The 15,475-nt window shown below is 63.4% G+C and carries 17 protein-coding genes; 7 read left to right on the top strand and 10 right to left on the bottom strand.

All coding sequences use genetic code 11. From position 1 onward, the window contains the following. Positions 1–46: 46 nt before the first annotated feature. The 10 genes from CJD35_RS09260 to CJD35_RS09215 form a co-directional block, all read right to left on the bottom strand. Positions 47–2,722: a TonB-dependent receptor plug domain-containing protein gene (locus CJD35_RS09260; protein WP_017181069.1), complete on the bottom strand. Its 2,676-nt coding sequence runs from the start codon at positions 2,720–2,722 to the stop codon at positions 47–49. A 331-nt stretch (positions 2,723–3,053) separates the two neighbouring features. Then, positions 3,054–3,422 carry a 50S ribosomal protein L19 gene (gene rplS, locus CJD35_RS09255; protein WP_017181068.1) on the bottom strand — a complete coding sequence of 123 codons (369 nt, stop codon included), beginning with the start codon at positions 3,420–3,422 and terminating at the stop codon, positions 3,054–3,056. Positions 3,423–3,428: 6 nt separating this feature from the next. After that, positions 3,429–4,166, bottom strand: a complete 738-nt coding sequence (trmD, locus tag CJD35_RS09250; protein ID WP_017181067.1) for a tRNA (guanosine(37)-N1)-methyltransferase TrmD — start codon at positions 4,164–4,166, stop codon at positions 3,429–3,431. Beyond that, the gene (locus CJD35_RS09245; protein ID WP_017181066.1) at positions 4,163–4,435 is read right to left on the bottom strand and encodes a hypothetical protein; all 273 of its coding nucleotides are present in this window, start codon (positions 4,433–4,435) and stop codon (positions 4,163–4,165) included. Before CJD35_RS09245 ends, trmD begins: the two co-directional genes overlap by 4 nt. 56 nt (positions 4,436–4,491) lie before the next feature. Next, complete coding sequence (locus CJD35_RS09240) at positions 4,492–4,866, bottom strand: type II toxin-antitoxin system VapC family toxin (RefSeq protein ID WP_017181065.1); 375 nt, start codon at positions 4,864–4,866, stop codon at positions 4,492–4,494. Next, a complete protein-coding gene (locus CJD35_RS09235; protein ID WP_019053979.1) occupies positions 4,863–5,132 on the bottom strand; it encodes an AbrB/MazE/SpoVT family DNA-binding domain-containing protein in 270 nt (89 codons plus the stop codon). Before CJD35_RS09235 ends, CJD35_RS09240 begins: the two co-directional genes overlap by 4 nt. Before the next feature lie 31 nt (positions 5,133–5,163). Next, positions 5,164–5,658 (bottom strand): ribosome maturation factor RimM, encoded by a 495-nt coding sequence (gene rimM, locus CJD35_RS09230; protein ID WP_017181063.1) that lies wholly within the window; start codon positions 5,656–5,658, stop codon positions 5,164–5,166. Positions 5,659–5,663: 5 nt separating this feature from the next. Next, positions 5,664–6,113: a 30S ribosomal protein S16 gene (gene rpsP, locus CJD35_RS09225; protein ID WP_017181062.1), complete on the bottom strand. Its 450-nt coding sequence runs from the start codon at positions 6,111–6,113 to the stop codon at positions 5,664–5,666. Between the two features lie 129 nt (positions 6,114–6,242). Next, positions 6,243–7,718, bottom strand: coding sequence for a signal recognition particle protein (gene ffh / locus CJD35_RS09220; protein WP_017181061.1), 1,476 nt, complete (start codon positions 7,716–7,718; stop codon positions 6,243–6,245). Between the two features lie 209 nt (positions 7,719–7,927). Then, positions 7,928–8,659 (bottom strand): hypothetical protein, encoded by a 732-nt coding sequence (locus CJD35_RS09215; RefSeq protein ID WP_017181060.1) that lies wholly within the window; start codon positions 8,657–8,659, stop codon positions 7,928–7,930. A gap of 147 nt (positions 8,660–8,806) precedes the next feature. On the opposite strand from CJD35_RS09215, the gene CJD35_RS09210 reads away from it, so the two are divergent. The 7 genes from CJD35_RS09210 to CJD35_RS09180 all read left to right on the top strand — a co-directional run bounded on the left by CJD35_RS09210 (position 8,807) and on the right by CJD35_RS09180 (position 15,414). Next, entirely contained in the window at positions 8,807–10,213 is a 1,407-nt protein-coding gene (locus tag CJD35_RS09210) for an amino acid permease (RefSeq protein WP_017181059.1), read from the top strand. After that, positions 10,210–10,839, top strand: a complete 630-nt coding sequence (locus tag CJD35_RS09205) for a TonB family protein (RefSeq protein ID WP_017181058.1) — start codon at positions 10,210–10,212, stop codon at positions 10,837–10,839. The genes CJD35_RS09210 and CJD35_RS09205 overlap by 4 nt, the downstream gene beginning before the upstream one ends. Positions 10,840–10,882: 43 nt before the next feature. Continuing rightward, entirely contained in the window at positions 10,883–11,683 is an 801-nt protein-coding gene (gene dapF / locus CJD35_RS09200) for a diaminopimelate epimerase (protein ID WP_026002048.1), read from the top strand. Beyond that, positions 11,683–12,933, top strand: coding sequence for a tRNA (N(6)-L-threonylcarbamoyladenosine(37)-C(2))-methylthiotransferase MtaB (gene mtaB / locus CJD35_RS09195; RefSeq protein WP_017181056.1), 1,251 nt, complete (start codon positions 11,683–11,685; stop codon positions 12,931–12,933). Before dapF ends, mtaB begins: the two co-directional genes overlap by 1 nt. After that, a complete protein-coding gene (ftsY, locus tag CJD35_RS09190) occupies positions 12,933–13,871 on the top strand; it encodes a signal recognition particle-docking protein FtsY (protein ID WP_017181055.1) in 939 nt (312 codons plus the stop codon). The genes mtaB and ftsY overlap by 1 nt, the downstream gene beginning before the upstream one ends. A gap of 104 nt (positions 13,872–13,975) precedes the next feature. Next, positions 13,976–14,602, top strand: coding sequence for a septation protein IspZ (gene ispZ, locus CJD35_RS09185; protein WP_017181053.1), 627 nt, complete (start codon positions 13,976–13,978; stop codon positions 14,600–14,602). Between the two features lie 197 nt (positions 14,603–14,799). Next, on the top strand, positions 14,800–15,414 hold the full coding sequence (locus CJD35_RS09180) for a superoxide dismutase (RefSeq protein WP_017181052.1): 615 nt from the start codon (positions 14,800–14,802) through the stop codon (positions 15,412–15,414). The last annotated feature ends 61 nt before the right edge of the window (positions 15,415–15,475 follow it).

Genomic DNA, 15,475 nt, shown 5'->3' with positions numbered 1-15,475 from the left:
AAGGCCGGCCCCGCAAGAGGCCCGGCCTTCACCTGTCAGAACCGGATCAGAATTTGAAGCCGACCTTGCCGTACCAGAAGCCACCGTTGAAGCCGAACGGCGAGACGTCAGGATAGATGTCGCCAGTAAAGCGCCCCCCGGTCGATGCATAGACCGGACCCAGCGTCCCTTTGGTGTTGGAATATTTGTCGGGATAATTGCTGAACAGATTCTGCACCCCGACGCTCAGCGTGAAACTGTCGTTCACCTCATAGCTGGTTTCAAAGTCGAACACGAATTCGCTGCCGAAAGTCTGCGACACCGGACCATCATCCGTCTGGGTATATTTGCCGTACCAGTTCATCCGCGCCAGCACGGACAAGGGGCCGCTGCTCCAGTTTTCGGTCAGGATGAGGCGGGTCTTTGGCAGGGTCTTTTCCAGCTGGGCGACACGGACGTCGGACACGATTGTCGGATCGCGCGCGATCACCTTGGTCTTGTTATAGTTGAACGCTAGCGTCGTGTTGAAAATGCCCATGGTTTCGGTCGCAAAGCGATAGCTGCCGACGACATCGACGCCTTGGGTGCGGGTATCGAAGGCGTTGGTCAGGAACTGCACTTCGTTGACGGTCGCATAGTTGGCCAGCCCCAGCGACTGAAGCGTCGGCCGCTGCGCATCGTCGATCACGAACGTGCCCGATGTGCCGATACGGTCCTTCACCTTGATGTTATAATAATCGACCGACAGGGTGAAGCCGGGCGCGGGCGTGAACACGGTGCCCAGCGAGAAGCTGACTGATTCTTCCGGCTTCAGGGGCGTCGCGCCCAGGAAGGCGGCGACCGGGCTGGTGACCGGCAGCGTCATCGATTCGATTGCATTGGGATTGCCGGGGTTGAACCCGGTCGCGATGCTGCTGCTGTTGACCTGCCCCGGCGTCGGCGCGCGGAAGCCCGTCGCCACCGTGCCGCGCAGCGCCACGACGTCGGGCACCACGGCATAGCGGGCAGAAAATTTGCCGGTGGTCGAATTGCCGAAGTCGGACAGATGTTCGTAGCGGCCTGCGATGCCGAAAGAGAGCTGATCGGTGACGTCCCCTTCGATGTCGATATACAATCCCTTGGAATTGCGCGCGCTTTCGCCCGCAATCGCCGGGCCGTAACCGGGAAAGCCATTGGCGCCGACGGGCAGGGCGACCGACAATTGCGTGCCATCCGCGTTCAGCACCGGCGTGCCGTCCTGATGAAACACCAGATTGCCGGTATAAGGCCCGATCGCCCAGGACGGCTGGTCACCCAGGCCCAGTTCATAGGATTCGCGGAAATATTGGCCGCCAAAGGCTATCGTGACTGGGCTGGCGAAGCCGACTTCCCAGGGATAGCTGAAGTCCGCGTTGAACAGCGTTTCGCGCTGTTGCAGCTTGCCGAGGTAAAATTCGTTCGGCGACGCGATGCCCAGCGACGGGTTCATCGTGCCATTCATCGTATAGCGCAGGGTCGACTGGCCGTAGCTGCCCGAAATATCGTAATTCAGGCCGAACCCGAATGTACCCTTATAGCCGACGGTGCCCGAAATATCGTCGATCTTGCCGAAGAAGATCGGCGTGAAGCCGCCGGGATAGACGCAACTCCAATTCTGGACCAGCGGGTCGGAACAGGTGGCAACCTTGGTATAGTCGCGCGTGGTGACTTCATAATCGTTGGGCGCATAGACGTTGCCGCCCGCCGCGCCCGTCTGAATGCCGGGCAGCATATTGTTGAAGTCGGTGAAATAGTCGTTGAAGATGCCATTCTTGCCGAAACTGTTGCCTTCAATGTCCACGCCCGACGTATTGACCGACTGGCGATAGTTGAAGCTTTCTTCCTGGAAGCTGTGGCCATAATTACCGAAGAAATAGATGGAGCTTTCGCCCAGATCGAAGCCGCCATTGACGAAGAAGCGATAGGATTCCATCGCCGGGTTGCCGTAGCGCTGCGCCAGCTTGGGCACGCCGATCGTCGGCTGCTCCTGCGCCAGCAGATGCGCGCCAGCGCGGGTCACGCCCCGGCTGGTCTTGCCCGCATTCACATATTCGCCGCTGATGTTGATGAAACCGGCATCGCCCAGCTTGAACCCGCCATTGAGCGCGAGCTGATAATCCTCACCATCGCCACGATAATATTGGCCATAGCGGGCATAGCCCGAAAAACCGTCCGTATCGTCGCGCAGCGTCATGTTGATGACCCCCGCGATCGCGTCGGACCCATATTGCGCCGACGCGCCGTCACGCAGCACTTCGACCGCGCGGATCGCAATCGCGGGCACCTGCGCCAGATCGGCGGAATGCGCGCCCGCCGATTGCGCGTTGGCGCTGATCTGGACCAGTGCGGAACGATGCATCCGCTTGCCGTTGATCAGCACCAGCGTCTGGTCGGGGGCAAGGCCGCGCAGGTTGGGCGGCCGAACGAAGGAGGAGCCATCGCCGATCGCGTAGCGCGCGACGGAGAAGGAGGGGACGAGATTCTGGATCACCTGATTCATGTCCGCCGTGCCCTGCTTTTGCAGCTCGACGCCGGAATAGACGTCGATCGGCGTCGGCGATTCCGCAACGGTGCGGTCGGTGCGACGCGTGCCGGTAACGATGATGGTCTGGCCGGGCGCGTCCTCGACAGCGGCCTGCGGCACGGCGTCCTGCGCCAGAACGGGCATCGAATAGAGCAGCGCAACGGCTATGGCGCCGCGCGAAATCAGTCCCTGATATGTCATCAAAAAAGCCCCCTAATTTCTCTTTTACAGAGGCCTTCTCGACATCCCGTCCCTTTCCCGACTTATTCCACCCAACAAGGTTACAGATCACCGAGCCCGAAACCGCGAGTTTCAGTGCAACATCGTTCAGCAACATTTGGAAACGTTAGGCTGACACAAATCCACTATGGGCGAAATGGCCCTTTTTTGGGCCTGCGCGAATCCGGTCAGGCTCGTGTCAGGCGGAGGCTTCCGCCGCAGGGTCAAATATTTGTAACATATAGAAAAAGGCGGCAGTCCATTGGACCACCGCCTGTTTCTTTTTACAACTGTCAAGAATTGATTTTTACAATCAACCCTCGGTGCGCACGTCGCGGCGTTCGGCGATGCGCGCGCGCTTGCCGGTGCGGCCGCGCAGATAATAGAGCTTCGCACGACGCACGACGCCACGGCGGACGACGACGATCGAATCGAGGTTGGGCGAATAGAGCGGGAACACGCGCTCCACGCCTTCGCCGAACGAAATCTTGCGAACGGTAAAGTTGGAGCCCATGCCCTTGTTCGAACGCGCGATGCACACGCCTTCATAATTCTGGACGCGGCTACGGTCGCCTTCGACGACCTTCACGCCGACGCGCAGCGTGTCGCCGGGGCGGAAATCGGGAATGTCCTTGGCCAGGGCGGCAATGCTTTCCGCCTCGATCTGCTGGAGGATGTTCATGAAACGTCAGTCCTTCAAGTCGCGTTGCGCGCCAGAGGGCGACTGGACCCGAACGCCGATGTGACGTTCCCAAAGGTCCGGCCGCCGTGACCGTGTATCGACCTCCGCCTGTTGTTTCCGCCAGGCGGCGATCTTCGCATGATCCCCCGATCGCAACACTTGCGGGATCGTGCGCCCCTCCCATTCGACTGGTCGGGTATAGTGCGGATATTCGAGCAGCCCCGTTTCAAAGGACTCCTCCACCCCACTGGAAGCCGCGCCCATTACACCGGGAAGCAGCCGGACGCAAGCATCCAGCAGCATCAGCGCGCCCATTTCCCCGCCCGACAGGATGATGTCACCCATGCTGACCTGCTCGATCGGCCGGGCATCGAAGATTCGCTCGTCAAACCCCTCGAATCGCCCGCATAATATCGTCGCGCCGGGACCATCGGCCAGCGCGCGGACGCGCGCCTGGGTGATCGGCGCGCCGCGCGGGGTCATGGCGATGACCGGCAGGTCGGGCCGCTGCGCGATCGCATGATCGACCGCGCGCGCTATGATGTCCGCACGCAGCACCATGCCCGCGCCGCCGCCTGCTGGCGTATCATCGACCGTGCGGTGCCTGTCGGTGGCAAAGTCGCGGATCTGGATCGGCGCGCAGGACCAGCGCCCTTCCGCCAGCGCCCGCCCCGCCAGCGACACGCCCAACGGCCCCGGAAACATCTCCGGGTAGAGCGTCAATATCTGCGCGGCAAAGCTCATCGCCGGCGCACACGCAGCCAGGCCGCCGACACCCCTCCCGCCAGGCACAGCGCGCCACAGGCCAGCAGCGCCAGTCCGATGGCGCGCAGCAGGTCGGCAAAGGGGCGCTCAGGATGGATCAGGCCGGGCAGCAGCACCAGCAGTGGCACGGGGCACACCAGCCCGATCGCCGCCGCCAGCTTCGCGCCCCGCGACCAGCCAAGCCCGAACAGCCGCCAGCCAGCGGCCAGCATCGCAAGGAGATAGAGGGCGGTAAGGATCTGAACCATGATCGCCGCTTAGGCGATGCGGACGGCAGCGTCCAGTTCCCGGCGGAAGGGAAGCATCAGCGTGTCCAGTCCTCGATTTGCAGGCCGGCTATATCGGCAAAGTCGGCTGCGTTGCGGGTTACCAGTGCGGCGTCCAGCGACAGGGCATGCGCCGCAATCAGACTGTCGAAACTGCCGCGTCGAAAGGGAAGCGCCGCATAAGCCTGCGCAGCCGCCTCGTCGAAGGGAAGAATAGCGATCTCCGCGACAAAGGCCGCCAGCACATCGGGCGGCGGCGGCTTGCCCCGCACCGTCCCATAGGCCAGTTCCGCATAGGTGATGGACGATATGAAGAGGCTGCCAGCCGCCTGCTCCGCCATCCGGGCAATCAGCGACGGATAGATGCCGGTAAAGACATAGATGCAGCTATTGGTGTCCAGCAGCCGCATCATGCCCCGGACGCATCACGACCCATCAGGTGCCAATCGCGAGGACTGTCATCGAAATCCTCGCGCGACAACGGCTCCAGCCATGGTGCCTTGCCCGCGAATTTGCTGACATCGATCTTGCGCTCGTTCTGAGCTGGCTCGAACGTGAAGCGGCCATGATCCTCGCGCAGGGTCATTTCGGCCCCTTCCTTGAAGCCAAGAGCCTTGGGCAGACGCAAGGCCAGGCTGTTGCCCGACTTGAAAATCTTGGCCTTATACTCTTCGCTCACCGCGGATCTCCGTATATACGTTCAGTATATACTATTCCACGAATGCCGCGTCAATCACCGCCCGTTCGGCTTCCAGCGTGACGGCGTGCATCGGGGCCATGAAGCGCTTGCCCGGCTTGCCTTCGACCGATGGCCGCTGAACCTCGATAATGTCGCCAGCGCCGAAATTCTCTATCGCGATGATCTCGCCCAGCGCTTCGCCGTCACTCGACAGGCAAGGCAGGCCGATCACGTCGGCATGATAATATTCGCCCTCGGCCAGCGGCGGCAGGGCGGAACGCGGGACGGTCAGCGCCGTGCCACGCATGGCTTCGGCCGCGCTGCGATCGCCGATTTCGGCAAAGCGCGCGACCGCACCATTGGAACCGGGGCGCACCGACTTCAATGTCAGCCTGCGCCCGCCCGCATCGAAACCGTCATAGCTTTTGAGGCTTTCCACCCCGTCGCCAAACAGTTTCAGGCGGACTTCGCCCGCCACCCCATGCGCGCCGATGATCGCGGCGAGAGTGACGGGCTTGTCGGTCAAGAGAATCAGCCCTCGGCCTGTTCGGCAGCGGCTTCTTCAGCAGGCGCTTCTTCGGCGGCAGGCGCTTCGGCAGGTGCCTTGGCGGCTTCCTCGGCGGCGATGCGGGCTTCTTCCGCCTCGGCCAGCTTGGTCGCGCGATCTTCGGCGCGGTCCTTGGCCTTCTGGCCCGGCACGCCCTTGTTCGGGTTGTTGCGCACGATCCGCTCCTTCACGCCAGCGGCGTCGAGGAAACGGGCGACGCGGTCGGTCGGCTGGGCGCCGGCGGCAACCCAATGCTTCGCGCGTTCCACGTCCAGAACGACGCGCTTTTCGTCGCCCTTGGGCAGGACGGGGTTATAGCTGCCGATGCGCTCGATGAACTTGCCATCACGCGGCGCGCGGCTGTCGGCCACGACGATGCGATAATAAGGGCGCTTCTTGGAACCACCGCGCGAGAGACGAATGGACGTTGCCATGGAACTTACCTTTCTGACGTAAACTACGAATATACTTGCATTAATCGTCATACCGGACTTGATCCGGCATCCAGAGCGACTGGTCATTCCCATCCGACACTGGATTCCGGCATCCGCCGGAATGACGGGCTACTTCTTCATGAAATTCTGAAAGCCGGGCGGCAGCTTGGGCATGTTGCCGCCCAATCCGCCAAGGCCGCCCAGCCCGGACAGATCGGGCGGGCCGCCCTGTCCGCCGTCGGGACCGCCCAATCCGCCCATGCCACCGCCGGTGAACATCTTGGCCAGCCCTTTAAGGCCGCCCATCTTGCGGATCTTCTTCATCGCGCCTTCCATTTCCTGATGCATTTTCAGGAGCCGGTTGACTTCCTGCACCGTGGTGCCGGAGCCTTTGGCGATGCGGATCTTGCGCTTGGCGTTGATGAGCGCCGGGCGTTCCCGCTCCTTGGGCGTCATCGATCCGATCATCGCGTCGAGATGGATCAGCGTCTTGTCGTTCGCGCCACTATTGGCCATCGCCGCCTGCGCTTTCTTAAGGCCAGGGATCATCCCCGCCAGCGCGCCCAACCCGCCCATGCGGCGCATCTGACTGAGCTGCGCGCGCAGGTCGTTCATGTCGAACTGACCCTTGGCCATTTTCTTGGCCAGCTTGTCGGCTTCGTCCGCATCGATGCTCTCGGCGGCACGCTCGACCAGGCTGACGACGTCGCCCATGCCCAATATGCGCTGCGCCACGCGCTGCGGGTGGAATATCTCGATCGCGTCGAGCTTTTCGCCAGTACCGGCAAATTTGATCGGGCGGCCGGTGACCGCGCGCATCGACAGCGCCGCACCACCGCGCGCGTCGCCATCCATCCGGGTCAGCACCACGCCGGTCAGCGGCACCTGCGCGGTAAAGCTCTGCGCCACATTGACCGCGTCCTGCCCGGTCAGCGAGTCGACCACCAGCAGGATTTCGGCAGGCGTCGCCACATCGGCCACCGCCTTCATCTCGTCCATCAGCGCCTGATCGACATGCAGGCGACCAGCGGTGTCGAGCATCACCACGTCGAAGCCCTGAAGCTTGGCCGACTGGAGCGCGCGGCGGGCGATGTCGACCGGCTGCTGCCCGGCGACGATCGGCAGGGTCGCCACATCGCACTGGGTGCCCAGCACCGCCAGCTGTTCCTGCGCGGCCGGGCGCTGGACGTCGAGCGACGCCATCAGCACCTTCTTGCGGTCCTTGTCCTTCAGCCGCTTGGCGATCTTGGCCGTGGAGGTCGTCTTGCCCGACCCCTGCAAACCGACCATCATGATGACGGCGGGCGGGGCCACGTCGATCATCAGGTCCGACGTGTCGGACCCCAGCGTTTCGGTGAGCGTGTCGGACACGATCTTGACGACCATCTGCCCCGGCGTGACCGACCGCAGCACGTCGCTGCCCACTGCCCGCTCGGTCGCCTGATCGACGAACTGGCGCACGACAGGAAGCGCGACGTCGGCTTCCAGCAGCGCGATTCGCACCTCGCGCATCGCGGCGCGGACATCGTCCTCCGTGAGCGCACCACGCCCCCGCAGCTTGTCGAATACCCCACCCAGACGATCGCTCAGCGAATCGAACATCATCACCTCAATTGGCCCAAAGGCCTGAAAATCCGCGCATCCCTGCCAAACGACAAAATCGCCGGTGGGCGAAACCTCGCCAACCAGCGTCCATACAAAGCGCCTGATGCTGACCCGTTTGCCGGGCGCGCGCTCAATGGATAAGTCAGGGACCGGACGTCGAACCGCCCGATTGCAGTCGCGCCCTTAGCCCAGCCACGCCCGCGATGCAACTATGACCGTGCAAGCGCGTCCGTCAGCGCGATGACGGGCGGCGTCGCGGCCAGGATCGGGACGCCCAGCCCCTCGATAGCGATCACCGCCGCGCCGATCCAGCAGGCGGCATGCACCCTGCCCCGGCTGCGCAAATCGTGAACCATGGCGACCAGCACGAACAGCAATTGCCCGCTCATCACCGCCAGTCCACCCCATGGACCCAGCAGCGGCATCGGCAATATGCGTCCGAAGGCCGGGCCGATCATCGCCACCATCGCGCACAGCATCAGCCGCTTGTGCCAGTCGGTCCGGCGGCGCAGGCGGATCGCCGCGATCAGCAACCCGCCAAAGGCGGACACTTCCAGCAGGTTCAGCGCCACGAAGATCGTGTCGGGGAAGAAGGGCGGCACCCGGCCCATCCGCACCGACATCGCCGCCGTCCCCAGCGCCAGCGGCACCATTACCACCGCCAGCCCGGCTGCGATCCAGCCAAGCCGCCGGTGCAAGGCCCGCGACCCGCGCTGCGCCAGCACGGCCTGCGCCACGAAGATCAGCGTCCACGCCATGAACACCGCGCCATGGACATGCACCCAATAGGGCACGCGCGCGATGTCCACCTGCCCACGCAGGGCGAAGGAACCAAAGCCGCCGATCACGGTCGCCGCGATCGCAACCGCCATCCCGACATGGAAACCATGATCGCGCGCCACCCCATGCGGTCCAGCCGCGATACGCCCCCGTCCATCCATTGCCGCTACTCCCCCATTTCCGCAATTTTACGCCTGTCCCATCGCCCTGTCTTGCAAGAAGTCGTCGCGTGCCAGCACAGCTCTTGCGCGGGCCGTCGCTTTGGGTCAGCAATCGAGCGACACAGAAAGAATGAGGGGCCGAACATCATGAGCTGGACACGCCGCAAGCCGATGGAGGCGATGACGCCCAGCGGCGACCAGCACCGCATGGCGCGCACCCTGTCCTGGCCGCATCTGCTGGCGCTGGGGGTGGGCGCTATCGTCGGCACCGGCATCCTGACGCTGATCGGCGTCGGCGCGGACCGGGCCGGTCCCGCCGTCCTCCTCTCCTTCGCCATAGCGGGCGCAATCTGCGCCTGCGCCGCGCTTGCCTATGCCGAACTGTCGACCATGATGCCCGCAGCGGGCAGCGCCTACAGCTACTCCTATGTCGTGCTGGGCGAAGGCATCGCCTGGATCGTGGGGTGGAGCCTGATCCTCGAATATAGCCTTGTCGTATCGACTGTCGCGGTCGGCTGGTCGGGCTATGCCGCGCCATTGCTCACCGCGATAGGCTTTCCCGAAGCGCTGACGCAGGGGCCGGAACTGGGCGGCCTCATCAACCTGCCCGCCATCTTCATCATCGCCGTGGTCGCCGGGCTGCTGATGCTCGGCACGCATGAAAGCGCGCGGCTGAACAGCCTGCTGGTGCTCATCAAGATCGCGACGTTGAGCCTGTTCGTCTGGTTCACCCTGCCCGCCTTCGACGCCCAGAATCTGGAACCGTTCATGCCCTTCGGCTTTGCCAAGCATATGGGACCGGACGGGGTCGAGCGCGGCGTCATGGCAGCCGCCGCAATCATCTTCTTCGCCTTTTACGGCTTCGACGCCATCTCGACCGCAGCGGAGGAAGCCAAGAATCCGGAACGCGATCTGGCCATAGGCATCGTCGGATCGCTGGTCGCCTGCACGCTTATCTATGTGCTTGTCGCCGCCGCCGCGATCGGCGCCATGCCCTTCACCCGCTTCGCCGACAGCCCGGAACCGCTGGCGCTCATCCTGCGCGAAATGGGCCAGGGCAGCGTGGCGCGCATCGTCGCCATCGCTGCCGTCATCGCCCTGCCGACCGTGCTGCTGGGCTTCCTCTATGGCCAGAGCCGCATCTTCCTGGTCATGGCGCGCGACGGCTTCCTGCCGCAAAGCCTCGCCAAAATCTCCAGCCGCGGCACGCCTGCCCGGATCACGATGGTGACCGCCATATTGGTCGCGATCATCGCCGGCCTGCTGCCGATCGACGAGATCGCCGCGCTCGCCAATGCCGGTACGCTGATCGCTTTCACTTCGGTCGGCCTGTGCCTGCTGGTGCTGCGCCGCCGTCTCCCCGACATGCGCCGCCCCTTCCGCACCCCTGCCGCCTGGTTCGTCGGACTCGGCGCGATGGGCGGCTGCGCCTATCTGTTCATCAGCCTGCCGATGCAGACGATATTGGCCTGCCTGGGGTGGAATGCCGTGGGGCTGGTGGTGTATTTTCTCTATGGGCAGAAACGGGCGACGGCGGCGGGGGCGAACAGATGAGTATGATGTTGGCTGCATTGGCAGGCGCTGCGCTAACACGCGCCATGCCAGCGACGTCTGCCGGTAGTTGGCTCAGCGACTTCGACTACCCGGCAGGTTCGGTAAAGCGCCGCGAGGAAGGCCCGGTCGGCTTTTCCATGCTCGTTGCCCCGGATGGGAAAGTGACCCGCTGTTTCGTGACGAAGTCCAGTGGCTTCCCCGATCTGGATCAGCGGACCTGTGCTATTATGTTGATACGGACCAAGTTCAAATCTGCCCGTGATGAAAATGGCAGCCCGCTCTACGACCTTTACAACGGGACTTTGACTTGGCGACTTCCAGGCAAAGGTATCGGTCGACCATTACCCAAGTCGCCGCCTGTGATTGAGCCTGACATGATCATTGAGGTGCAACAGCTTCCTGGCGGCATAGAGGAAGAGGCAGTGTCCATCCTCACAAGGATTGACGTGACGGGCCATGTCGCCTTTTGCCAACCCAATCCTACATACAAGAACTCTGCCGCGCTTGTTAAGGTCGCATGTGCACAAGCCAAGGCGCTCTACACGTCGGACATGAAAGACGATGCAGGCAATCCGCTCCCGATTATACAGCCCTTCCGAGTAGGCTTCAGGGTCGCGCCAAAGTAGCGACTCGCCTTTTCCCTTCCCCCACATTACATGCGCCCCCATCATGGGACGCTTTTCCAAAATGCATGGCCTGGGCAATGATTTCGTCGTCATCGACGCGCGCACCGGTGCGCTCGACATGACGGAAAGCCGCGCCCGCGCCATTGCCGATCGTCATGCCGGGATAGGCTGCGACCAGTTGATCCTGATCGGCAACGCGCCCGACGCCGACGTGTCGATGCAGATTTTCAATGCCGATGGCAGCGAAGTCGAAGCCTGCGGCAACGCCACGCGCTGCGTGCCGTTGTTCGTGGGCCGCGACGTGCTGATCCGCACGCGGGCGGGCCTGCTCGACGCCAAGGCGGTGACAGGCGGCGCCAGCGTCGATATGGGCGCGCCGCGCTTCGATTGGGATGCGATTCCGCTGGCCTACGCCATGGATACGCTGACCATGAGCGCCAGCTGGGAGGATCTGCCCCCGCCCGCCGCCGTCAATGTCGGCAACCCCCATGTCATCTTCTTCGTCGAAGATCTGGACGCGGTGGACACCGCCCGGCTTGGCCCGATCATAGAGACGGACCCGCTTTTCCCCTCCCGCGTCAACGTCAACTTCGCGCAGGTCGTGGGCGACAATCATCTCCGCCTGATCGTGTGGGAACGCGGCGCTGGCCTGACCCGCGCCTGCGGCACGGGCGCCTGCGCCACCGCCGTCGCCGCCATTCGCCGCAAACTGGTCGGCGGCCCCGTGACCGTCAGCCTGCCCGGCGGCGATCTCGTCATCGACTGGGCGCCCGGCGGCACGATCCGCATGACCGGCCCCGCAACCCATGTGTTCGATGGCGAGGCCGACTGGTCGCGCTTCTAATGAGCGGCCCGGACATCATCACGCTGGGCTGCCGCCTCAACATTGCGGAGAGCGAGGCGATCCGTGAAATGGCGGGCGGGCAGGACGACCTGATCGTCGTCAACAGCTGTGCCGTCACCGCCGAAGCCGTGCGCCAGACCAGGCAGGCGATCCGCCGCGCCCGCCGCGACCGGCCCGACGCGCGGATCATGGTGACCGGCTGCGCCGCGCAGACCGAGCCGGAAACCTTCGCCGCCATGCCCGAAGTCGATGCCGTGATCGGCAACCGGGAAAAGATGGCGGCGGCAACATACCAACCCCCGTTCGGCGCAATGCCAGAGGTCCGCGTCGCCGACATCATGGCCGTGCGCGACACCGCGCCGCATATGGCCAGCGCCTTTGCCGATCATGCCCGCGCTTTCCTGGAGGTGCAAAATGGCTGCGACCATCGCTGCACCTTCTGCATCATCCCCTATGGCCGGGGGAACAGCCGCTCCGTCCCCGCCGGCGCGGTGGTTGAAAAGGCGAAGGAACTGGTTGCGGCGGGCTACCGGGAAATCGTGCTGACCGGGGTGGACGTCACCAGCTATGGTCCCGATCTGCCCGGCAGCCCCTCGCTCGGCCTGCTGGTCGAACGCATATTGACCGGCGTGCCCGACCTCCCTCGCCTGCGCCTGTCGTCCATCGACAGCGTGGAGATTGACGACAGGCTGTTCGACCTGATCGCCCATGAACCCCGGATGATGCCGCACCTCCATCTATCCTTGCAGGCTGGCGACGACATGATCCTCAAACGCATGAAGCGCCGCCACAGCCGCGCCGACGCGGTCCGCATCGTCGATCGCCTCCTCGCCGCGCGGCCCGACATCAGCATCGGCGCGGACATCATCGCCGGTTTCCCGACCGAGGATGAGGCGATGTTCGAAAACAGCCTGGCGCTGGTGTCCGATTGCCGCATCGTCCACGGCCATATCTTCCCCTATTCCCCGCGTACCGGCACGCCCGCCGCGCGCATGCCGCAGGTGGACCGCGCGACCATCAAGGCCCGCGCCGCCCGTCTCCGCGCCGCCTGCGAAGCCCGGCGCGCGGACTGGCTCGCCAGCCTTGTCGGCACCCGCCAGTCGGTGCTGGTCGAACGCAGCGGGCTGTCCGGCCATGCCGAAAATTTCGCCCCGGTGCGCTTTGCGACCCCGCAGACCCCCTCCGCGATTCTACACGCAACGATCACCGGCCTTGAGAATGGCGCGCTGATCGCGCAAGAGGCGCAGTAATGACCGATAATGCTATTTCCTGGCGCGATCGCCTGTTCGGCGGCCTGAAGCGCACATCCGACAAGCTGGGCGAAAATCTCACTGGCCTGTTCGGCAAGGCAGCGCTCGACAATCAGACGCTGGACGAGATTGAAGAAGCGCTGATCATGACCGATCTTGGCCCGGCCATGGCCGCCAGGGTGCGCGACCGATTGGCCGAAGGCCGGTTCAACAAGGAACTGACCGAGGAATATCTGCGAGAGATTATCGCGGAAGAGATTGAGAAGGTGCTGGCCCCCGTTGCCCGCCCGCTGGAGATAGAGGCCTTCCCCCGCCCGCAGGTCATATTGGTGATCGGCGTCAATGGCTCCGGCAAGACGACCACCATCGCCAAGCTGGCGCATAATTTCCTGGAACAGGATTATGGCGTGATGCTGGCGGCGGGTGACACGTTCCGCGCGGCGGCCATCGGTCAGCTCAAGGTCTGGGCCGACCGCCTTGGCATCCCCATCGTCGCTGGCAAGGAAGGCGGCGACGCGGCGGGCATCGTGTTCGATGCGGTCAAGCAGGCAACGGCCACCGGCATCGACGTGCTGATCGTCGACACGGCGGGCCGCCTCCAGAACAAAACCGAACTGATGGACGAACTGGCGAAGGTGCGCCGCGTGCTGGGCCGATTGAACCCGGCCGCCCCCCACGACGTTGTGCTGGTGCTGGATGCCACCACCGGACAGAATGCATTGAACCAGATAGAGGTTTTCAAGGAAGTCGCCCATGTCACCGGCCTGGTCATGACCAAGCTGGACGGCACCGCGCGCGGCGGCATGCTGGTCGCGGCGGCGGAGAAATATCGCCTGCCGATCCATGCCATCGGCGTGGGCGAAAAGATCGAGGATCTGCGCCCCTTCGATCCGGGCGACATGGCGCGGGCCATCGCCGGGACCGCCTATGCACGGTGAAATCGCCGTCTTGCCGGGCTTGATCCGGCATCCAGAGTCCGCCACGCAGCGCTTCGATGCCCTGGATCCTGACGTTCGTCAGGATGACGATAGGAAAAACAGCCATGGCTGACACCAAACCCGCCCAACGCCCCGGACATGGGGGCACGCTCAGCCTGGCGCTCGATTTCGGGCCGCTGCTGGTCTTTTTCCTGGGTTACAAGTTCCTCGGCATGATTGTCGGCACTGCTGCCTTCATGGCGGCCATCGTCGTCGCGGTGATCGTGTCGAAATGGAAGCTGGGCAAAGTCTCGCCCATGCTCTGGCTGTCCGCCGCGCTGGTGCTGTTTTTCGGCGGCCTCACCATCTACTTCCATGATCAGCGCTTCATCCAGATCAAGCCGACGATCATCTACAGCTTTTTCGCGCTGATGCTGTTTGGCGGGCTGATGCGCGGCAAGCCGCTGCTCAAATATCTGCTTCAGGCCGCCTATGATGGCCTGTCCGAAACAGGTTGGCGCAAATTGTCGCGCAACTGGGCGATCTTCTTCGTCGCCATGGCGATCGCCAACGAAGTGATGCGCCGCACGATGAGCTTCGACAGCTGGCTGGCGGTCAAGGTATGGGGCGTGACCATCGTGTCGGTTGTCTTTGCAGCCGCCAACATCCCCATGCTGATGCGCCATGGCCTCAATCTGGGCGACCGGCTGGACAGCGACGAAATTGGCGGCACGTCGCCACCGCAGGGCTGAACGGAGCCGCGCAAGGCCCGACAACCCGACCTGTAAGTCTAGGCGATCGTTACGCTGATGTCACATGGATATTTCCGTAGATGAAAAGCGAAAATATCCTGTTTTCGGTCGCGTAATAAGCCTGCTAGTGGCACGGAGCCTTCAGGTCGCAGTTTCGTTATGCGATCGTCCCCATCAACGAACCGAGGAGTTTTCCCATGGCTTTCACGCTGCCAGACCTGCCCTATGCCAAGGACGCTTTTGGCGAAATCCTGTCGGCCGAAACATTCGACTATCACCATGGCAAGCATCACAACGCCTATGTCGTGAAGGCCAATGAACTGGTCGCCGCCGACGCGTCGCTCCAGGGCAAGTCGCTGGTCGAGCTCATCAAATCGTCCAAGGGCGGTCTCTTCAACCAGGTCGGCCAGATCTGGAACCACAGCTTCTACTGGCTGTGCCTGTCGCCCGAAAAGAAAGCGCCGTCGGGCAAGCTGCTCGACATGATCAACGACAGCTTCGGCTCGGTCGACGCCCTGGTCGACAAGCTCAAGGCCGAAGCCGTTGGCCATTTCGCCAGCGGTTGGGCCGCGCTCGTCCTCAAGGACGGCAAGCTGGAAGTGACGTCCTACCATGACGCCGACACGCCGGTCGCGCATGAAGGCCATGCGCCGCTGCTGATCCTCGATGTGTGGGAACATGCCTATTATATCGACTATCGCAACCTGCGCCCGGCCTATGCCGAAAAGCTGCTGAAGGAAGCGATCGACTGGGACTTCGTCGCGCTCAACCTGGATGGCGAAGGCGTCAGCCGCGCCGACCAGCCGGGCTGATTCAACGGCCGTGGCCCTGCATCGCATGGTGCAGGGCCACGGGTATATTTACGACCGTAAT

Origin of the sequence: Sphingobium xenophagum, assembly GCF_002288285.1 — a bacterium.
GTDB classification, from domain to species: Bacteria; Pseudomonadota; Alphaproteobacteria; order Sphingomonadales; family Sphingomonadaceae; genus Sphingobium; species Sphingobium xenophagum.
This window is presented reverse-complemented; position numbering and strand designations above follow the sequence as displayed.